General features: G+C 73.2%; 20 protein-coding genes. 12 read left to right on the forward strand and 8 right to left on the reverse strand.

All coding sequences use genetic code 11. The features are described 5' to 3' along the window. The first annotated feature begins 58 nt into the window (after positions 1-58). Both budA and N1031_RS11470 read left to right on the forward strand, forming a co-directional pair. Positions 59-817, forward strand: coding sequence for an acetolactate decarboxylase (budA, locus tag N1031_RS11465; protein ID WP_259479771.1), 759 nt, complete (start codon positions 59-61; stop codon positions 815-817). Continuing rightward, entirely contained in the window at positions 814-1449 is a 636-nt protein-coding gene (locus N1031_RS11470; protein ID WP_259479772.1) for an MOSC domain-containing protein, read from the forward strand. Before budA ends, N1031_RS11470 begins: the two co-directional genes overlap by 4 nt. On the opposite strand, the gene N1031_RS11475 is transcribed toward N1031_RS11470, so the two are convergent. Then, positions 1416-2285 (reverse strand): NAD(P)H-binding protein, encoded by an 870-nt coding sequence (locus N1031_RS11475; protein WP_259479773.1) that lies wholly within the window; start codon positions 2283-2285, stop codon positions 1416-1418. The two genes, N1031_RS11470 and N1031_RS11475, sit on opposite strands and share 34 nt — an antisense overlap. 106 nt (positions 2286-2391) lie before the next feature. On the opposite strand from N1031_RS11475, the gene N1031_RS11480 reads away from it, so the two are divergent. Then, the gene (locus N1031_RS11480; RefSeq protein WP_259479774.1) at positions 2392-2790 is read left to right on the forward strand and encodes a winged helix-turn-helix transcriptional regulator; all 399 of its coding nucleotides are present in this window, start codon (positions 2392-2394) and stop codon (positions 2788-2790) included. Positions 2791-2832: 42 nt separating this feature from the next. Here N1031_RS11480 and N1031_RS11485 read toward each other — a convergent pair whose 3' ends face one another. Next, the gene (locus N1031_RS11485; RefSeq protein WP_259479775.1) at positions 2833-3744 is read right to left on the reverse strand and encodes an aminotransferase class IV; all 912 of its coding nucleotides are present in this window, start codon (positions 3742-3744) and stop codon (positions 2833-2835) included. Positions 3745-3795: 51 nt separating this feature from the next. Between N1031_RS11485 and N1031_RS11490 the strand changes: the two genes are divergently transcribed. From N1031_RS11490 to N1031_RS11530, 9 genes are all read left to right on the forward strand, one after another. Continuing rightward, positions 3796-5631: a CYTH and CHAD domain-containing protein gene (locus tag N1031_RS11490; protein WP_259479776.1), complete on the forward strand. Its 1836-nt coding sequence runs from the start codon at positions 3796-3798 to the stop codon at positions 5629-5631. Between the two features lie 180 nt (positions 5632-5811). Then, positions 5812-6399 (forward strand): alternate-type signal peptide domain-containing protein, encoded by a 588-nt coding sequence (locus N1031_RS11495; RefSeq protein ID WP_259479777.1) that lies wholly within the window; start codon positions 5812-5814, stop codon positions 6397-6399. 17 nt (positions 6400-6416) lie between these two features. Then, positions 6417-7007 (forward strand): hypothetical protein, encoded by a 591-nt coding sequence (locus N1031_RS11500; RefSeq protein ID WP_259479778.1) that lies wholly within the window; start codon positions 6417-6419, stop codon positions 7005-7007. A 1-nt stretch (position 7008) separates the two neighbouring features. Further along, complete coding sequence (locus N1031_RS11505) at positions 7009-7956, forward strand: hypothetical protein (protein WP_259479779.1); 948 nt, start codon at positions 7009-7011, stop codon at positions 7954-7956. Continuing rightward, positions 7953-8876, forward strand: a complete 924-nt coding sequence (locus tag N1031_RS11510) for a hypothetical protein (protein ID WP_259479780.1) — start codon at positions 7953-7955, stop codon at positions 8874-8876. Before N1031_RS11505 ends, N1031_RS11510 begins: the two co-directional genes overlap by 4 nt. Next, the gene (locus N1031_RS11515; protein WP_259479781.1) at positions 8873-9517 is read left to right on the forward strand and encodes a signal peptidase I; all 645 of its coding nucleotides are present in this window, start codon (positions 8873-8875) and stop codon (positions 9515-9517) included. The genes N1031_RS11510 and N1031_RS11515 overlap by 4 nt, the downstream gene beginning before the upstream one ends. Before the next feature lie 57 nt (positions 9518-9574). Continuing rightward, positions 9575-11749 (forward strand): acyltransferase family protein, encoded by a 2175-nt coding sequence (locus tag N1031_RS11520; RefSeq protein ID WP_259479782.1) that lies wholly within the window; start codon positions 9575-9577, stop codon positions 11747-11749. Positions 11750-11758: 9 nt separating this feature from the next. Continuing rightward, positions 11759-12169, forward strand: a complete 411-nt coding sequence (locus N1031_RS11525) for an ArsR/SmtB family transcription factor (protein ID WP_259479783.1) — start codon at positions 11759-11761, stop codon at positions 12167-12169. Further along, positions 12166-12657 carry an SRPBCC domain-containing protein gene (locus N1031_RS11530; RefSeq protein ID WP_259479784.1) on the forward strand — a complete coding sequence of 164 codons (492 nt, stop codon included), beginning with the start codon at positions 12166-12168 and terminating at the stop codon, positions 12655-12657. Before N1031_RS11525 ends, N1031_RS11530 begins: the two co-directional genes overlap by 4 nt. Before the next feature lie 96 nt (positions 12658-12753). On the opposite strand, the gene N1031_RS11535 is transcribed toward N1031_RS11530, so the two are convergent. The 6 genes from N1031_RS11535 to N1031_RS11560 all read right to left on the reverse strand — a co-directional run bounded on the left by N1031_RS11535 (position 12754) and on the right by N1031_RS11560 (position 19949). Next, entirely contained in the window at positions 12754-13407 is a 654-nt protein-coding gene (locus N1031_RS11535; RefSeq protein WP_259479785.1) for a DnaJ family domain-containing protein, read from the reverse strand. Between the two features lie 112 nt (positions 13408-13519). After that, positions 13520-14791, reverse strand: coding sequence for a zinc-ribbon domain-containing protein (locus tag N1031_RS20445; protein ID WP_310795686.1), 1272 nt, complete (start codon positions 14789-14791; stop codon positions 13520-13522). 82 nt (positions 14792-14873) lie between these two features. Beyond that, a complete protein-coding gene (locus tag N1031_RS11545) occupies positions 14874-16493 on the reverse strand; it encodes an HNH endonuclease signature motif containing protein (protein ID WP_259479786.1) in 1620 nt (539 codons plus the stop codon). 101 nt (positions 16494-16594) lie between these two features. Further along, positions 16595-17995 carry an NtaA/DmoA family FMN-dependent monooxygenase gene (locus N1031_RS11550; protein WP_259479787.1) on the reverse strand — a complete coding sequence of 467 codons (1401 nt, stop codon included), beginning with the start codon at positions 17993-17995 and terminating at the stop codon, positions 16595-16597. Continuing rightward, entirely contained in the window at positions 17992-18693 is a 702-nt protein-coding gene (locus N1031_RS11555; RefSeq protein ID WP_259479788.1) for a cysteine hydrolase family protein, read from the reverse strand. Before N1031_RS11555 ends, N1031_RS11550 begins: the two co-directional genes overlap by 4 nt. A 47-nt stretch (positions 18694-18740) precedes the next feature. After that, on the reverse strand, positions 18741-19949 hold the full coding sequence (locus tag N1031_RS11560) for an LLM class flavin-dependent oxidoreductase (protein WP_259479789.1): 1209 nt from the start codon (positions 19947-19949) through the stop codon (positions 18741-18743). Between the last annotated feature and the right edge of the window lie 8 nt (positions 19950-19957).

The following is a 19957-nucleotide window of genomic DNA, read 5'->3' on the forward strand; positions in this document are numbered from 1 at the left end:
GGTGCAGACACGGTCAGCCGGCTGCGACGGGTGGGGAAGGATGGGGCAGAATCGCTGCATGAGCCAACACTCCTCCGACGGCGCAGCGGGATCGCGTGCCGAGAAGGCCGTCGAGCAGTTCTCGCTGGTCAACGCGCTCGTCGTGGGCCTGTTCGACGGGGTGTACTCGGTGCAGGAGGTCGCCCGCCGCGGCGACCTCGGGCTGGGGTGCGGCGACCACATGGACGGAGAGCTGGTGCTCGTCGACGGGGAGTTCCGACTCTTCCACGGCGACGGCACCGTGACGGTGCTGGGTGCCGACGATTCCCTGGCGTTCGCCGAGGTGGTGCGGTTCGAGCCCGAGATCGTGACCGACGTCTTCGGGGTGACCTCGTTCGGCGAGCTGGTGGAGCGCATCCGGGGTCTCGTGGTGAGCGACAACCTCTTCCATGCGGTGCGGATGCGCGGGGTGTTCGAGGGCGTGGGGCTGAGGGAGGCGAAGCGGCAGTCCAAGCCGTACCTTCCGCTGGCCGAGGCCGTGCGTGATCAGCGCGAGGTGACGGTGCCGCGGATGAGGGGTACCCTCGCCGGCTTTCTCGCACCGAGGGTGTTCCAGGGCATCAGTGTGGCGGGCCCGCACCTGCACGTGGTCGACGAGTCGGGCCTGGTGGGCGGGCACGTGCTCGGGCTGGCGTCGGCCGAGGGCGTGCTCGAGATCGAGAGCTACTCCGCGGTGACGGTGCGGCTGCCCTCCTCAGAGGACTACCTCGCCGCCGAGCTCGCACCCGAGGGCGCCGACGCCGCCATCCGCCACGCCGAGTCGGACCACCAGCGATGAGCCGCGGGTTACCCGCCGAGGCGCCGAGCGAGTTCGGCGAGCTGCGCTTCGCCACCGACGTGGAGATCGTACGGCTCGTGGTCTCGTCGATCCATCGCTACGAGGGCCGGCCTGCCGACGGTCCGCTGCCCCGCCCGCTCGACGCCGAGGGCGTCGCCGAGGCCGAAGCGCGCGACAGCGTCGAGATCCGCGCTCGCCTCGGCATCGTGGGCGACCGCTACTTCGGGCACGGCGCCCACCGCTCGGCCGCCGTCACGCTCCTCGCCGCCGAGTCGCTCGACGAGGTGGAGTTCGCGCTCGGCCTCGCGCATCCGCTCGACCCGGTCGCGGCCCGGCGCAACGTCGTGCTGCGGGGCGCCGACGTCGACGCCCTCGTGGGCCAGCCCTTCAGCCTCGACAGCGGCGAAGGGCCGGTGCCGTTCCAAGGGCACCGCGCCGCGAACCCGTGCGGCTGGATGAACGTGGTGCTCGCCGACGGGGCCCACCGTGCGCTGAGGGGCCGCGGCGGCGTGCGCTGCGAGCCCCTCGGCGACGGCCGGCTCTCCCTCGGCCGGGCGGTGCTGAGGACGGCCGTCCCCGTCACGCGCCCCGACTCCGGTCAGCTCTCGTTCGAGGCCAGCGTGCGGAAGTAGTCGACCAGCGGCTGGGTGGGGTGCCCGATGAGCTTCGACAGGGTGCCCGGGGTGTGGCCGAGCAGCCCGTCGCGGATGTTGCCGTCGAGCGCCACCACGAAGCCCGCGGTGCCCTCGTCGAGACCGGCGGCCGTGAGCAGGGCGAGGTGCTCCTCGGGCGTCACGCTCGAGAACACGATCTCGCGGCCGAGGGCCTCGCTCGCGGCGGCGGCGAAGCCCGCACCGTCCCAGGCGGTGTCGCCGGAGAGCTCGTACACGGCACCCTCGTGACCCTCGCTCGTGAGCACGGCGGCGATCGCCTCGGCGTAGTCGCTGCGCGCCGCGCTCGAGACCCGGCCCTCACCGGTGGAGGCGGTGTACACGCCCGAGGCGGAGGCTTGGGCGAACGAGCCGGCGTAGTTCTCGTGGTACCAGCCGTTGCGCAGCACGATGGCGGGCACGCCGCTCTCGGCCAGGGCGCGCTCGGTGAAGGCGTGGTCGGGGGCGAGGATGAGGGCGGTGTCGGTGGCGCTCGGTGCGCTGGTGTAGACCACGCGGGCCGCGCCGGAACGCTGCACGGCGGCGATCACGTTCGCGTGCTGCGCCTCGCGGCGGCCCACCTCGCTGCCCGACACGAACACGACCGAGTCGGCGCCCGCGAACGCCGCGTCGAGCGACGAGGGGTCGCCGAAGTCGGCGACCGCGGTGCGCACCCCGGTCTGCTCGGCGACGACGGCGAGCTTCTCGGCCGAGCGGCCGACCGCCACGATCCCGTCGGCGGGCACGCCGCGGGCGAGCAGGTGGTCGATGGCGAGGCGCCCGAGGTGGCCGGTGGCTCCGGTGACGGCGATGGTCATGATGCAGTCCTTTCGTGCCCGCCGGTGCGAGCTCTGTGAGGGGCAACCGGGGTCTCGCGGCTTTACTTCCCTGTCGAAGGTACCCACTTTTTGGTAAGTTAGGGGCATGAGCGACGACACGCCGGGGAATGACATCTGGACGAGCATCCGGAGCGACCGCCCCGCGACGCCCTTCGCCTCGGGGTGCGCGAGCCGCGTCGTGCTCGACCACGTCACGAGCAAGTGGGGCGTGCTCGTGCTGGCCTCGCTCGCCGAGCGCCCGCGGCGCTGGGGCGAGCTGCACCGGCACGTCGAGGGCATCAGCGAGAAGATGCTCGCGCAGACGCTGCGCGCCCTCGAGTCCGACGGCTTCGTGCTGCGCGACTCGCATGGCACCGTGCCCCCGCGCGTCGACTACAGCCTCACGGCCCTGGGCGAAGAGCTCGCCGAGCTGCTCATCCCGCTGGTGCGCTGGGTGGGCGAGAACGTCGGCCGCACCGGGGTCGTGCTGGGGGCCGCGAGCTGACGGTGCCGGGGCCCGGCGCTCAGCGGCCGGGTAGCTCAGCGCTCAGCGGCCCAGCTCGTCGTTGAGTTTCGCCGTGAGGTCGTGGTCGACCTCTCGTTCGGCCCTGTCGAGGCGCGTCACCGGGACGGCCCTCCGGATGCTCGAGAGCAGCCAGATGCCGTCGGCCTCGGTGAGTGCTGCGACGGGCAGCGCCTCGGATGCGGTGGTGTGTCCCAGCCGCTCGAGCACCTCGAACGCCCGGCGCACCGTGGTGCCCGCCACGATGCCCTGTGATGAGCCGCCGCCCTGGCCCGCATCCGGGGTCGTGAAGCGGTCGCCGTGACGCAGCAGCACGCTCGACGTGGTGGCCTCGAGCACGTAACCGTCGCTGCTCACGAAGACGGCGTCGTCGGCGCCCCGGCGGGCGGCTTCGCGAAGGGCGGCCGAGTTGACCTCGTAGGACAGCGTCTTCGCGGCCGCGGGGAGCCAGGGCGAGCGGCTCCCGAGGTCGTGCGGAACCCCACGGTCGAGCGTGATGACCCGCAGGCCGCGGCGGCGCAGCTCGGTGAAGTCGGGCGCCTCGCGTGCCGTCACCCACGCCGTCGGCCGCTCGGTGCCCTCGACGCCCCGGGTGAGTACGAGCTTCACGGCGAGCAGGCCGACCCGCGGATGCGCGGCGACGGCGGCGGCCACGGCGTCGCGCCACACCCCGAGATCGAGCGGGGGGAAGTCGAGCGCCGCCGCGGAGCGACTCAGGCGGGCCAGATGCGCCTCCAGGGCGGGCGCGTTTCTGTCGCTCACCATCACGGTCTCGAACACGCCGTCGGCGCGGGTGACCCCGAGGTCGAACACGCTGAGCTGAGGCGCCGAGGGATCGGCTGCGGCGAACCCCGGAGACGACCCGTCACCGTTCCGACGCCCGCCCGACATGCCGAGCAGCGGGCGGTCGACCAGAATGAGTACGGGAGCGGCCACGCCTCAGTGTAGGCACCGCCCCGCAGCGGCAGGGAACAGCAGGGAGCATGCATGGCGCAGAAATCCGACGGCAGTGCCGACACCAGCACGAACGAGTCCGGCACTGACCGCGCCAGCACGACCCGCGCCAGCGCACCCCACACCAGCACACCCCGCACCCGCACACCCCACACCAGCACCGTGGAGATCGAGCGCAAGTACGAGGTGGAGGCCGGAACCCCGCTGCCGACCCTCGACCTGAGCGCCCTTCCCGGACTCGCCTCCGCCGGCACCGGCGCGATCGCCGCGGGCGCGCCCACGCTCGAGCAGCTCGAGGCCGTGCAGCTCGAGGCCGTCTACTTCGACACGCCCGATGCGGCCCTCGCCCGCGCCCGCGTCGCGCTGCGACGGCGGGTGGGCGGCCACGACGAGGGCTGGCACCTCAAGCTGCCGGCCGTCGAGGGCCGCCGTGAGCTGCAGTGGCCGCTCGGCGACGGCGCACCCGGACTGGTCCCCGACGAGGTGCTCGACCAGGTGCGGGTGCACGTGCGCGACCGCCCCGTCACCCCGCTGGCGCGCATCTCGACCTCGCGCCGCGTGACCCTCGTCCGAGACGCCGACGGAGGCCTCGTGCTCGAGGTCGCCGACGACGCGGTGTCGACCGCCGACCTCCGGGGCGGCACGGAGCGCTCCTGGCGCGAGTGGGAGGCCGAGCTCGGTGCCGCGGCACCCGGAACCCGCGACCAGCGCGCGGAGCTTCTCGACGCCGTGGAGCGGCAGCTGCTCGCGGCAGGAGCTCGAGTGTCGCCGAGCGTGTCGAAGCTCGCCCAGGCCCTCGGCCGCACCGGACTCGGGCGCACCGAACCGGGCACCACCGCGCCCGGTCGCCCGGAGTCCTCGCCGGATGCCGTCACCCCGGCGGAGGCCGCACCCGCACCCCACACCTCCGATCCCGCCGCCGACATCGCCGCCCGCGCCGCCGATCCCGCCGCCGTACGGGTGCGCGCCGGGATCGCGGCGCTGGTGGCCCGCATGATCGAGCTCGATCCCGAGGCCCGTGCCGACCGGCCCGACGCGGTGCACGAGTACCGCGGCACCGTGCGGCGGTTGCGCACCGCTCTCGCCGTGCACCGGGGGCTCTTCGACGCCGACGAGGTGGACACCCAGCGCGACTCCCTCGCCCGGCTCGGGGCAGCGCTCGGCGAGGTGCGCGACCTCGAGGTGCGTGCGGCGTGGGCCGCGCACGCCCTCGACCAGCTCGAAAGCGATCGCGGCGTCGACGATCCGGATGCGCGACGCCGCCTGGTCGACCAGACCCGCGCCGAGCACGACGAGGCGCACCGCCGGCTCGTCGCCACACTCGGCCGGGTGCCCTACTTCCGCCTCCTCGACGGACTGGAGCGCTTCGTCGCGGACGCGGTGCCCGGAGAACCGCCGGTGAAGGGCGGGAAAGCGACTCGCCGCGCCGCCAAGAGAGAGGCCAGGCGCACCCTGGCGCGCGAGGGCCGCCGCGCACTCCGGCGGGCCGCGGCGGGTGCGCACGCCCGCAAACACCTCGACGGCGATGCCTCCGAGTCGGCGGTCGCCCTCGCCACGCTGCACGCCTCGCGCACCGGCGCCCGGCGACTGCGGCAGGCGGCCGAGTTCGACACCGAGGGCCCCGCGGCCGTTCTCGGCGGGTCGGCCGAGCGCACCGCCGCCGCGGCAGAGGCCTTGCAGGATGCGCTCGGCGAGCATCGCGACGCCGCGCTCTTCGCCGAGTTCGTGCTGCTCACCTCGCGCCGGGCCGACGCGGAGGGGGAGTCGAGCTTCACCTACGGCGTGCTCTACCAGCGGGCGATCGATCAGGCCGAACGAGCCCTCGACGTGGCCGACGAGGCTCGGGAGGCGCTGGCCCGCGCAGTCTGACTGCACCGGATGCGCGTCACGCCGTCGTGCAGTTCGCGACGGCTTTCGTCGCTCCCGCGACATCTGGCGGCGCTGGGACCGGTGGGGCGGGTGTGAATGCCGACACTCGAGTGACGACATTCACTCACGGCATTCCGCCGCACAGCAGCGCCGAGCAGATCGTGCGCGAAAGGATCACGCATGAACAAGCTCGCCAAGGGCGCCATCGCCGGCGCCGCCGGCCTCGTCCTCCTCCTCGGCGGCGCAGGTACCTTCGCCTACTGGAACTCGACCGCCGACATCGCCGGTGGCACCATCACCGCGGGCAACCTCCTGGTGGAGAACACCGGTGGCGCAGGAGTCTGGACCGACCAGAACGGCACCACCATCAACATCGCCACCTACCGCATCGTGCCGGGCGACACCCTCACCTACACCGACACCCTCACCGTCACCGCGGTCGGCAACAACCTGGTGGCCGAGCTCGCGCTGGGCCCCGAGTCGATCGCACCGGCCGACGGTGGTGTGCCGGCCGACGTCGCCCTGGCGGGCTTCCTCGAAGACGGCGCGGTGCTGACCGCGACCGGAACGGGCATCTCGGGCGCGAGCCCGACCTACACCGTCACCGCCGGAACGGCCGGTGTGAGCTCGGTGGTCACGGTGGCCGTGACCCTCGCGTTCCCCAACGCCAACACCGCCGGTGCCGAGAACACCGCCAAGCTCGGAGCGGTCGACCTCAGCGACATGACGCTGACGCTCACGCAGACCGCGCCCGCCGTCACTCCGTGACCCCCGGGAGGGGCCGCGTGACGGGCACTGCGGGGCGACACGCTCCCACGCGCCGGCACGCGGCCCCATCCCGCGCGCTCCGCCGCCTCGGGCTCGCCCTCGCCGCTGCCTCGGGCGCGGTGGTGCTCGCGGTCGTCGCGTCGGGCGGCACCTACGCGCTGCTCAACTCCAGCGCGACGGTGCCGGGTGCGGTCGTGCGGTCCGGCACGGCCACGCTCGCGGTCACGACGGCCCTGAGCCTGCCCACCACGGTGCTCTACCCGGGCATCTCCATCTCAGGATCGGCGATCGTGCAGAACACGGGGAACGTGCCGCTGTCACTTCGGATCGCCGGCCTCAGCCGCACGAGCTCCGCCACCGACTTCGCCTCGTCGCTCACCGTCGGGGTCTCCACGGTCGCCACCTCCGCATCCTGCCCCGCCGTCTCGACCGCGTGGACGGGCACCTTCGCCTCGGCCACCCCGACCGACCTCTCCGTCCGCCTCGCGCAGAACGGCTCCGTGCGCGTCTGCGTGAGCGTGAGCCTGCCGGTCGGTGCGCCCGCCACCGCCAACGCGAACGCGGCGACGACGTTCATCCTGAGCCTCGACGGCCGACAGGTCGCCTGACATGCGGCGCACCACCCGACCCGGCCTCTGGCACACCGCCGTGAAGTGGGCCGTGCTCGCCTTCGTCGCCGTCTTCGCGATCGGGGTCTCCGGGTGGGCCGCGCACGCCTCCTGGACCGCGGCCACCGTCAGCTCGGGCACGGCGACCGCGAACGCCGCGACCGCCTCGGTGAGCGCCACCGGCACCGCCGCCCTCACGACCACCTACCAGGTGCCCGTGGTGAGCCCCGGCACCAGTGCGACGCGCATCGCGCCGATCAGCTTCACTAACACCGGCACGGCGCCACTCACCCTCACGATGGCCATCGCCAACACGAACTCGACCCTCGCGGCCAACATCACGCTCACCCTGTGGAGCCAGGCGAGCTGCGGCACGACCATCCCGTCGAGCGGCACCGTGGCCGGCACCCTCAACGCCCCGCCGTCACTCCCCTCCGGGGCGGCGAGCGTCGCGGTGGGGGCCACGGCGACGCTCTGCGTGGCCACCACCCTCGCCACCACGACCGCGGCGTCGCAGGGGCAGACGGTGACCGCGACCCTCACGCTGACGGGCCGGGTCGGCACCAACTGGGTCGCCACGTCCACCGCGCCGACCCTCACGCAGAGCGTCTACCGGGTGGCCGATCCCACGCCGATCACCTGTGTCGACGGAACCGGACTCAACGTCGGCACCGTCACGCTCTCCTGGCCCCAGGTCACCAATGCGAGCCAGTACCGCGTGGTGAAACCGGGCCCCCCGGTCACGATCGTGAAGGCCGCCTTTACGCCCGCGAACCCGGCCGCCCCCTCGGTGACGGTGAACGGCACCGAGGCGGGCATCCTGAGTCTCGGCACCATCCCCGTGCTCGTGCAGTCGATCGACGCCACCTACGGCACCATGTCGGCCGGCACCCAGGTCAACCTGCGGGCGGTCGTCGTGTCGCTGCTCGGGCTGAGGTGCCCGCTGTGAGGCCCTCGGCCCGGATGCGCGCGGCCGGGATGCGCGCGGCCGGAACGCGCGCGGCTTGGACGCACGCGGCCGGGCTGGCGGCGGGCCTCGCCGTGATGGCGGTGGTGGGTGGAGTCGCCGTCCCTGCAGCGGCATCGGCTGAGATCGTGGGCTCTGTGGGCTCTGTGGGCTCTGCGGGCACGGTGGGGTCCGTGGGGTCTGCGGGGTCAGCCGGTTCCACCGGATCCGGAGGCGTCGAAGTCAGCGCCGACGGCCACACCTTCACGACCTCGATCGACAGCCCGCTCTTCGCCGATCTGCCGGTCGTCGTACCCGGCGACAGCGTGAGCGCCACGCTGTGGGTGCGCAACGGCGGCGTGCAGGCGGGAGCGGTGCGCTTCAGCGCGAGCGACGGATGGTCGACGAGCGCCGCCTTCGCCGACCACCTTCTGGTGTCGGCGTCGCCGAGCGACCCGGTGGTGGCCCCCGGCGCGGAAGTGCCGCTCGGCTCCGTCGACGAGTGCGCGCTGCTGTTCGCCGGACCGGTGCTGCAGCCCGGCGAGAGCATCCCTCTCCTCGTCACGCTGGCCTTCGCGCCGACCGTCGGCGGCCGGGACGGTGCCGGCGCGCGGGCCGGTCTCGACTTCGTCGCCGCCCTGCGCGATCCCGCCGACCCGGCCTCGCCGACCGCCGACTGCTCGGGTGGGACCGTCATCCCGGGCATCCCCGACTCGGGCGACGGGGGCAGCGTGCCGCGCGCGGATGCGATCGCCGCCACGGGTCTGGTGCCGATCGGCGCCGCGATGCTCGGGGCGATCGTGCTGGTGGCCGGGATCGCCCTGTTCGCCTCGGGCCGACGGCGCTCGCCGCGGGACGCGAGGGAATGGGAGCGCAGCGAGGTCGCCGAGACGGGCGGCAGTCACGACAGGGGCGCGACGTGACCACCACCGCCCTCCGCGAGGGGCGCCACCGTGCCGCGACCGGCCCGCACGCCCCGAAACCTCTGCAGCACGTGGGCCTCCCCGCCGCAGGAGCGAGTCTGCTGCACTACCTGGCCGTGAGCCTCAGCGCCGCCGCCCTCATCCTGGTTCTGCTGCTCGCGGTCGCCACCGTGCTCGTCCCCGCGGCCGTCGGCGGACGCCCGCTCACCGTGCTCACCCAGTCGATGGAACCGACCCTCCCGCCCGGCACCCTCGTGATCGTGCGGCCCGAGGCGGCAGCCGACATCCGCCTCGGCGACGTGCTCACCTACCAGCTGGTGTCGGGGGAGCCGGCCGTGGTGAGCCACCGCGTCGTGGGGAAGACGGTCTCCACCGACGGCTCCACCACCTTCGTCACGCGGGGCGACAACAACGACGTCGCCGACGAGAAGCCGGTCCAGGAGGTGCAGATCGTGGGCACGGTCTGGTACAGCGTGCCCCTGCTCGGGTGGGTGAACACCGCCGTGAACGGGGAGGCGCGCGGCGTCATCGTGCCCGTCGCCGTGGCGCTGCTGTTCGGCTACGCGGGCTGGACCGTGCTCTCGACGGTTCTCGAACGACGGCGGCGACGACGAGAGCGGCCCGTCACCCTGCCCGTCTGACCGACCTGGCGGCTTTCAGCCGGGCAGGTCGTTTCGGCTGGCTATGATGTCCAGGCCATGAAGTCGTCCCTCCGTCACGACGTGCAGGGACTCCGTGCCCTCGCCGTCGCCGCCGTCATCCTCTGTCACGTCACCGGCTGGCCGCGCGGCGGCTTCGCGGGGGTCGACGTGTTCTTCGTCGTCTCCGGGTTCCTCATCACCGGTCTCCTGCTGCGCGAGGCCGACGACACGGGCCGGGTGTCGCTCGGCGCCTTCGCCCTGCGCAGATTGAAGCGCATCGCTCCGGCATCGCTGCTCGTCATCGCCGCCACCCTCGCCGCGGCCTGGTTCCTGTTCAACCAGGCGCGCTTCGCGTCGACCCTCGCCGACGGCGTCTCGGCCGTGCTGCTCGTGTCGAACTGGCGCTTCGCCCTCGAGGGCACCGACTACTTCGCGTCGGAGGCGGCGGTGTCGCCGCTGCAGCACCTCTGGTCGCTCTCGGTCGAGGAGCAGTTCTACCTCGTGCTGCCCCTCGTGGTGCTGGCGGTGGTCGCGCTCACTGCGCCGGTGCGGGATGCTCGCGGCCGGCGGCGGGCACGGGGTGTGGCGCTCGGTGCGGTGGTCGGGATGCTCGTGGCCGCGTCGTTCGGGTTCGCCCTGTGGCAGAGCGCGTCGGCGCCCACGGTCGCCTACTTCTCCACCCTCACGCGCGTGTGGGAGCTCGGAGCGGGCGCGCTGCTCGCCGTCGTGGCCCCGGCGGTCGCCTGGGTGTTCGGTCGCGTCGGCACGGCGGGGCGAGCCGTCGTCGGCTGGGCGGGGTTCGCGGGCGTGGTCGCGTCGTTCGTGCTGCTCGACGAGACGGTGCCGTTCCCGGGCCCGTGGGCGCTCGCGCCCGTTCTCGCGACCCTGGCCGTGCTGGCGGCCGGCATCGGCGCATCCGCTCACCGCTACCTGCTGCCGATCGCCAACCCGGTCACGACGGCGGTCGGCACCCTGTCGTACTCGCTGTACCTGTGGCACTTTCCCGTGCTCGTGTTCCTTGTCATGCTGCTCCCGGCCGGCACGCAGACGACGCTCATCGTGCTGGGGGTGACCGTGGTGGTGTCGGTGCTCGGCTACCTGCTGGTCGAGCAGCCGCTGCACCGGATGCCCGTGGGGCCGTCGAGGGTGCGGCTCGACCGGGGCGACGCCGCGGAGCGATGGGTGGCGTGGCGCGAGCGCTTCGGTGCCCAGGTGATGCTCTCGGGCGCGGCGCTCGTGGTGGTGGTGATCGCCTCGACCGTCGTGGTGCAGCTGGCGCTCAAGGGGGAGGGACCGCTCCAGCTGGCCTCGCCCGCCCAGGCCGTGCCCGCATCCGGTGCGGGGTCGGGTGCGGGCGGCGCGGCGCCCGCTCCAGCCGAGAACCCCGAGGTCGCGCTGCAGGCGGAGCTCTGGGCGGCGGCCTCGGCGACGGCCTGGCCCACCGATCTCTCGCCCTCGCTCGATGCAGCGATCGCGGAGACCTCGAGCCGCAATCCGGCGGCGGGTTGCTTCGACGTGGGGTCGACTCCGGATGCGTCGGCCTGCACCTGGGGGAGCGGCGACGCCCCGCACCGGCTCGTGCTCGTGGGCGACTCGACGGCGCTCGCCTACGCTCCGGCGTTCCGGCGGATCGCCGACGACAGCGGTGGGCAGTGGCGGGTAACCGCCGTGGGGCTCTACGGCTGCCGGTTCACGACGGTCGACGTGCAGAACGACGGTGCCGGTGTGACCGAGGCCTGCCCGCAGCGGAAGGCCGATGTGGCGGCGATGGTGCGAGACCTGCAGCCCGATCTGGTGGTGGTCTCGAACGCCTTCGCGCTCGGTACGAGCACCGCCCGGCAGCCGCTCGGAGTGGGCGATCTCGTCTCGGCGACCCTGGCCGAGACCGCGCAGTACGGTCTGCCCGGCCGTGTCGTCTACCTCGCGCCTCCGCCGCTCGGGGCCGACCTCGGCACGTGCTACTCGCCCGTCAAGAGTCCGCAGGACTGCAACGCGGGTATCGACCAGACCTGGTACGACTTCGAGTCGGCCACGGAGGCGGCCGTCGCCGCGGCGGGCACCGGCGACCATGTTGTGGGATCGCTCGGCTTCAGTTGCGCGGAAGGCTATTGCCCGGCGTTCGCGGGCACGGTGCCCACCAAGTACGACAGCGTGCACATCACGCCGGAGTATGCGGAGCGGATCGCCTCCTCGATCCGGTGGGAGCTGGTGCAGCAGGGGTTGATGCAGTAACTTAGCCGTGTGGCTAAGTATGTGGCGGAAGCCGGGGAAGTCGATCGAGCAGTCGATCTCGACCGAGTCTTCGGCGCGCTCGCCGATCCCACTCGCCGGGCGGTGGTGCGGAGGCTCGGCCGTGGTTCGGCCAGCGTGACCGAGCTGGCGGAGCCGTTCGGCATGGCGCTGCCGTCGTTCCTCAAGCACGTGCAGGTGCTCGAGCGCAGCGGATGCATCGCCACGCGCAAGGTCGGGCGCACGCGTGTGTGCACCCTCGAGCCGAGGGTGGTGGTCGTCGCCGAGGACTGGCTCCGGCGCGAGCGGGCCGACTGGGAAGCCCGCACCGATCGTCTCGAGCACTTCGTGCTGGGCGAGCTGGCCGAGCTCGGGCAAGGTCAGGCTTCCGATGCATCCGCCGACCGAGAGGACACCCCATGACCAACCCCGCACCGCTGCACCCCGTCGACCCGGAGCGCGACCTCACGATCTCGCGCCTCATCCGCGCACCGCGTGCATCCGTGTGGCGGGCCTGGGCCGATCCACGTCGCCTGGAGCAGTGGTGGCTGCCGGCGCCGGCGACCTGCCGGGTGGAGGAGCTGGAGCTCTGGCCCGGCGGGGCGTTCGAGACGCGCATGAGCGACGACGGCCGGGAGTTCGGGCCGCACATCAGCGGCTGCATCCTCGTCGCCGAGCCCGAGGAGCGGCTCGTGTTCACGAATGCGCTGACGGGTGGCTGGCGGCCGGCGCAGGGGTTTATGACCGCGGTGATGACGTTCGAGGCGGTGCCCGAGGGAACGATCTACTCGGCGCGGGTTCTGCACGGCACGAGGGTCGACCGCGACCTGCACGCGGAGGCGGGATTCGCCGAGGGGTGGGGCACTGTGCTCGGGCAGTTGGCCGAACAGCTGGAGGGGCGGACGGACTAGCGGCCGGGCGGGCCGGTGAAGCGGGCGGCGGTGTGACGGTAGGCGGTGTTGGCGGTCGGCGGTCGGTCGACCTGCCCCGCGCGACGCGCCCATGCGCTAGCGGGTGGGGTCGGCGGCACCGGCGCGGCGAGCGGCGCGGCGTTCTCGTCGTGACATCCGCCGCCATCGTTCCTGTTCGGCGGCGAGCGCGTCGGCGGCTCGTCGTGAGCGCTCCGATCGGCGGTCGCGCCAGGCGGCCACCTCGGTCTCGACGTCGCGGGTGGGGGTGATGACCGGTGGGCCGCCGAGCAGCTGGCGGCGCGCCTCGATGACGCGGCGGTTGAAGTCGTGGAGGGTGTCTCGCACCTCGCGCTCGGTGTGGAGGCGGTCGAGCCGGTCGTCGAGTTCGGCGTGCTCGGTGCGGAGGGTGAGGGCGGGTGGTCCCAGGCCGGTGAGCTGCTCGCGTTCGATCTTGCGGCGGATCCACCAGTCGGGATCGTGGCTGGGCCCCAGCCCGGTGAGGGGTTTCCCGGCGCCGGGGAGGTCGTCGAAGTCGCCGCGGCGCATGGCCTGCCGGATCTGGATCTCCACGAAGTGGGCTCGCTGATCGGCGGTGGGGGAGCCTGCTTGGCTGCCGATCGGCTCGCGGGCGTCGGGTGCGGCCGCGTCGCCGGTCGCCTCTGTGCTGGAGCTCGACTCGTGGTCGAGTCGCGTCACCCGGTATCGCGCGGCGTGGAGGCGCGAGTCGCAGGGTTCGCGCGGTGCGGCCATGTCTCCAGCCTAGGTCGGCGGAGTGGGTCGTGGTCTCGGGTGGGTCAGGAATCACCGGATGCGGATGCGGATGCGGGGCCGGGGGTGGGGCGGGTCGGCTCCCGGGTGCGGGTCACGCCGGAGTGCCTCGCAGGTAGGCATCGACCAGGAGCGGCCCACGGATGTCGCGCACGGTGTCGATCAGCCGTTCGACGAGACGTTCGGACACCGTCGAGGCCGCGAGGTCGAACGGACCGAGCAGGGGGAGCCCACCGCAGCGGATGCGCACCACCTCCCAGCCGACCGCGCGCAGCAGGCGGTCCTTGCGTCGGTCGACAGGCAGCCGGGAGCCGAGATGCTCCAGCCCGTGCCGGCCGGGTGTGTCGTACTCGACGGCCACGCGGAACTCGTCGAACGCGAAGTCGGGCCACACCTCGAATCGATCGAAGAAGGGCTGGCGCACAGCGACGGCGTTCCAGCGCAGATCGACCTCGAGCCGCGCCCCGATCCGTTCGCGCAGCTCTGCCTCGGCCGCCGACGCAGGCCGCGGAGCGCGTGCGCTGTGGAAGGCCTCACCCGGCTTCCGGCGCACGGGCTCGTCCACTTCTGCGCGAGCTGTCTTCGTGCGCCTGTCGGCGACGAGCGCCCTCCGTCGTGATGCTTCAGCGGGACGGCCACGCCCTGCGGTGGGGAGTTGCGTGGCGGTGGGGCGCTCTGGCGTGCTGACGCCGGTGTGGTCGAGTGCACGTGCGGCGCTCGGGTTCTCGGCGTGGGTGAGGCCTGCAGCGTGGGTGGGGCCTCTTGGCGTGTCGGTTTCAGTGTCGGTGTTGGTGTCGGCGCCGCTGTTGGGGCCGGTGCCCGCGCCTGTGGGGTCAGGGTGACGGTTGGGGCGTTCGGATGCGATGGTGCCCCGGGAGTGGTCGATGTGGATGGGGTGGTCGATTTGGATGGGGTGTCCGCTGTGGGCGGAGAGTTCTGTGTGGGCAGGGAGTTCTGTGTGGGCGGGGAGTTCTGTGTGGGCGGGGAGCTGTGTGCCGGCGGGGAGTTCTGTGTGGGCGGAGCGGAGTGGCGGTGGGGGAGCCGCTGCGGCGAGGCGTGTGGTCGTGGCACCTCGGGTGCAGTCGGGGCACCAGATCGAACGGCGGCGGGTGTCACCGGGGCGGGAGCGCTGTTCGGTGGGGGTAGCGACGAAGACATGGCCTGACTCGCACTGCCATGTGAGGTACACATCGGCCGCCGGTGGGATCTGGGTGAGCGCGATGCCGCGATTGAGATCGGGATGGAACTGGCGCTTCAGTACCGGGTAGCTCGCCCAGTCGTCGCGGAACCGGCCCATGGGATAGGGCACGATCGCTTCTTTCGACCGCTGGCGCCTTCTCCACCAGGCGTCGATGCTCTCGGTCATGCCACCTCCGCGTTGCTCGAGCCCGACGCTAGGCCACACCACCGACAGCGTGAGACCTGCCGAAAGCGACAGGGTGCGAGATTCAGAACGGAGGCGGGTCGTCGCGAGCACCTTCCGTCTGCGGTGCACCTTCCGTCTGCGGTGTCGGGGGCGGCGGCAAGCCGGCGCGCGTGGATGGCATGGTCGGCACGCCGGGGCGAGGGGCAGCACCGAACTCCGGAGACGGCGGCACTGAGCGGGGCGTTGTGGTCTCGGGTGGCATGGGTCGTGGCGCGATGCGGGTTACCACGCCGGGTGGGGAGGTGGTGTAGCGGGAGCCGAGGGGGCTGCTCCAGCGGAGGCGGCGGGTGCCGTCGAGGGAGTGGGTGACGCGCCAGCCGCCCTCGTGTTTGAGGTGGTGGTGCTTGGTGCAGAGGTGGGCGAGGTTGTCGGCGGTGGTGGTGCCGCCGTGGGCCCAGGCGATCGTGTGGTCGAGCTCGCAGCGGGCAGCGCGGCGCCCGCAGCCGGGGAAACGGCAGGTCTCGTCGGCGACGGCGAGCACTGTCCGCACGGCAGGTGAGGCGCTGTATCGCTCGCGCCCTGCACTAGCGGGTATTGCACTGTCGGGCATCGCGCCGTCGGGCATTGCACTGTCGGGCATCGCGCCGTCGAGCAATGTGCCCTCGGGCATCACACTCCCGGGCATCTGGCCGGCGACGGGGCGGCCGCGGTGGCGGGTGACGAGGGTGGGCTCGCCCGTTTCGGGGTGGAGGAGTGCGCGGAGGAAGGTGGGCGCGGTTGCAGCGAGTATTCGGGCGGTGTCGGCGTCGAGGGGGCCGTAGCCGTGCAGCTCAGCGACGGCCTCGCGGGAGGAGCGCTCCGGCACCCCGGCGACGACGGCGGCCGGGACGGTGACGATGACCGAAGGGACGATCCGCGGGCGCTCGCCGCGACCGAGCACGAGATCGGTGAGGGCATCGCATCGGCGCTGGGCGTGGGTGGACTGCCCGGCGGCATTGGCGGCATCGGATGCGTCGCCACGGCCCGCGCGGGCGATGCGGTCGAGCAGGTCGTCGATCGCGATCGCCTCGGCTGCCGGCAGGTGGTGGTGCAGGGTGGCCATGCCGTCGGGCTCGGCCGTGAACGCCACGTGCCGTTCTTCACGCGCCTGACGCGCACGCACCTCGAGGGACTCCGGATGCGCGCGCTCCCGCAGGCGGCGCGCCCGCTCGTCGAAGCGGTGGGCCGGCAGCTCTCTCGCGAGCGGCAGGGCGAGCAGCTCGAACCCGTGCCGCGCCGACTCGGGCAGCGACCCGGCGTGCGACACGAGGGAGCGGGCGTGGGCGTAGGAGATGGCACCGGTGTCGAGGGCCGACAGGGTGGCGGGCAGCTGCTCGACGAGACGCTCCGCCTCGTCGAGCAGCCGGATGACCGCGCGCTCGGACCTGTGCAGCGCGCACGCGATCTCGGCCACCAGCGAGCGACGCACCAGCTCGCGCCGGGTGTCGCGAGCCAGGCCCGCTGCCGCCGGATCGGAGTCGACCAGCCCCACAGCCTCGGCGAGGTGCCGGGCGCGACGCGCTTCGAGGGCGGCGATCTGCCGTTCGTCGTCGGCGATCCGGCGCAGCAGGGCATCGAGAGGCCGTGTCGGCAGCGGCGCGGTCGAGCGCTCGATCGACGACCGCCCCGCGGGCGGCAGTGCGACGAAGACCGGTGTGCTCATGAGGACAACTCAACACCATGCCACCGACATCGGCCTGGCCGGCCGCCCAGCCCGACCGCCGCGGACCCCGGCCGCCGCCGAGCCCGCTCGCCCGCCCAGGCCTAACCCGCGACCCCGTCTCCGCCCTCGAGCCCCAGATTCTCCCGCAACGTCGCCCCCGCGTACCGCGGCGCCAACGCCCCTCGCCGCCGCAACTCCGGCACCAGCAGTTCAGCCAGATCGCCGAACCCCGACGGCGCCGCCAGCGGGCTGGCGAACATGTACCCGCCCCGCGACCCCGTCGCCTCGAAGTCGGCCTCCAGCGCATCCGCCACCGACGCCGCGGTGCCGCACAGCGTGTGGTCGAGCCCGGTGGCGTGCTGCCAGCCGTGCTCGAACAGCTCCTGCCGGCTGAGCGACGCCGAGGCGCCGAGCGACGCCGCGAGCGACCCCACGAACCCGCCCTGCGCGCCGTTCACCCGCTGCACCTCGGCCACCAGCTCGCCCACGGTGAACCGCGTCGGCAGCGTGGAGAAGTCGAACCCCACGTTGTGCGAGAGGAACGCCCCGACGGCCTCCGGGTTCCAGAACGCCGCCACCTCGTCGCGCCGCTCGGCCGCCTCGCGGGCGCTGCGCCCCACGAGCGCCTGCGTCGCCCACAGGATGCCGACCGTGTCGACCGCCGACGCCCGCCCGGCGGCGACGAGCGCCGCATCCAGAGCCGCTCGATGCCGCCGTTTGCCCTCGACGCTGCCGCCGAACCCGAACACGAGCTCCACGAACTCCGCCGAGGTGGCGATGCCCTTGGGCGAGTTGCCCGCCTGCACGAGCACCGGCTGCCCCTGCGGGCTCGGCATGCTCGCGAGCGGCCCCTTCACGCTGAAATAACGCCCGACGTGGTCGATCGGGTGCACCTGCGACGGATCGGCGAACCGTCCCGTCGAGCGGTCGGCCACGATCGCCGAGGCCGGAACCGACGCCCACAGCGCCCGGCACACCGCCATGAACTCGGCCATGCGGTCGTAGCGCTCGTCGTGGTCCATGCGCTCGTCGAAGCCGTAGTTGGCCGCATCCGCACCCCGCGCCGAGGCCACCACGTTGAACGCGATGCGCCCCCGCGACACGTGGTCGAGCGAGTTGAGCAGGCGGGCGACGGTGAATGGATGCTGGAACGTCGACGAGTAGGTGAGCCCGAACCCGATGTGCTCGGTGACGGCGGCCATCGAGGTGACGACGGGGCTCATGTCGTGGCGCGGCCACTGGATGCCCCACTCGACCGCGGCGTCCATCGATCCGCGCCAGGTGTCGGGGATGCCGCTGCCGTCGCCGAAGAACAGCAGGTCGACCCCGGCCCGCTCGGCGGTGCGGGCGATCTCCTGGTAGATGCGCACGTCGGGGAAGGATGCGCCCACCCACGACCCGGGGCGCGCCCAGCGGCCCTCGGTGTGCGCAAACGACAGGTCGAACGCGGTGTGCATGCCGCGCTGCTCGCGGGGCTCGCCCACGCCGCCCGCCCCGCTCACGAGCGCCACAGCCCCTCGATCTCGTCGCCCGTGCGCACGTCGGCCGTGTTGACCGCCATCGACGCCAGCGCCCCCGCGTGGAGCTCTGCGGTGTAGGCCGCCGTCGCGTCGGAGGCCACGACGACCGGGTAGTCGTTCTGGAACGCGTCGGTGACCGTGGCCTGGATGCAGCACTCCGTGGTGAGCCCGGCCACCGCGAGCCAGCCCGCACCGAGCTCCTCGAGCGAGGCGGCCAGCGCCGTGCCCGCGAACCCGCTGTAGAAGCGCTTCTGCACCCTCAGCTCCCCGGCCGCCGGCGCGAGGCCGCCCCACCACTCGGCCCCGGGCGAACCGGCCACGCACGGGAACGCATCGGTGGGGGAGTCGGGCGACCCCGTCTGCAGCCACGCGCTCGAGTGCCACGGGCGGGCGGGATCGTAGGCCAGCTCCACCCACACGACGGGAACGGATGCGGCACGCGCGGCGTCGACGAGCGCGACGGTGCGCTGCACGGCGGCCTCGACGGCGGCCAGCCCTGCCGCGTCGACCCCCCAGTCTGCGAGCACCTCGGGGTCGGCGAAGTCGCGCTGCACGTCGACCACCACGAGCGCGGGCGCACCGAGCGTGCGCAGTGCCTCGCCCCGCGCATCGGTGCCGGCCGGGGTGAGGGGCCCGCCTTGCGCATCCGTGCTCGTCGTGTTCAGAGACCCGCCGGGCACCTCCGCGCTGCTCGTGCTCGGGGACCCGCCCTGCGCTTCTGCGGCGCTCACGCGCCGGCCACCGCGGCGCCGGAGCCGGACGCAGAGCCGGACGCAGAGCCGGTCGCCGAACCCGTCGCGCCGCTGCCACCGCCCGCTCCGCCGGCCCGCACCGCCTCCCGCCGCCGCAGCTCCGGCAGCACCTTCTCACCGAACACCGCCATGTCGGTCAGGTAGTCCGGGAAGATGAGCATCAGCCCGTCGAGCTCCGCCGTCTCCACCACGGCCGTGATGTGGTCGACCACGGTCTCCGGCGACCCCGCCACGTACACGGTCTGGAACGCCTGCTGCCCGTCGGCGCCCTCCGCCCAGGCGAGCGCCCGCTCCTCGGGCATGCCCCACGAGCGGCGCATGTTGGCCAGCGCGATGCGGTCGAGCCCCCGGCCGTACTCCTCGGCGCGGCGGGCCGCATCCGCGTCGTCGTCGCCGAGCACGACGGTGAGCATCGTGTACGTGCGCACCGAGCGCCCGAGCGCCGCAGCGCGATCGTGCACGTCGCGCGAGGAGGCCTGCATCTCCTCCAGGGTGTCGGCGCCGAGGAAGGCGCCGTCGACGTACTGCGCCTGGTAGGCCCGGCCGGTGGCCGAGGTGCCCGCGTTGATGACGGCGGGGCGCGGGGTCGGATGCGGGCGCGACTGGCAGTCGTCGAGGGTGAAGAACTCGCCCTTGTGGGTGACGGAGTCCTCCGACCAGAGACGGGAGACCAGCTCGGTCCACTCCGCCGTCATGCGGTAGCGCTCCTCCTTGGTCAGCGGCGTCCACAGGCCCATCTGCTGGAACTCGTCGGCGTACGAGCCGTTCACGATGTTCATACCGGCCCGGCCGTGGCTGATCTGCTGCAGCGTGGTGAACACCTTCGCCGCGAACGCGGGGTGCTGCATGTTGGCGTGGATGGTGGCCCAGATCTTCACGCGCTCGGTGGCTTCGGCGATGCCCGCCATCATGGTCATCGACTCGATGGTCTCGCCCCAGTGGTCGGTCTCGCCGCCGAATCCGCGCCACTTCGACATGGCCATCACGAAGTCGAGGCCGATCTCCTCGGCCAGGCGCGCGATCGCCTTGTTGTGGTCGTAGTCGGCGGGCGGGTAGGGCGCCGTGGTCGACACCAGCCAGCCGCCGGCGGCGTTGGGCAGGAAGACCCCGTACTCGCGGGGCCCGGATGCGCGGCGCGCGGCCGGCGCGGCGGGTGCGTGCGTGGTGATGGGTGATGGGGACATGGGTGTGC

The sequence above is a fragment of the Herbiconiux moechotypicola genome, assembly GCF_024979255.1.
Taxonomy (GTDB): Bacteria; Actinomycetota; Actinomycetes; order Actinomycetales; family Microbacteriaceae; genus Herbiconiux; species Herbiconiux moechotypicola.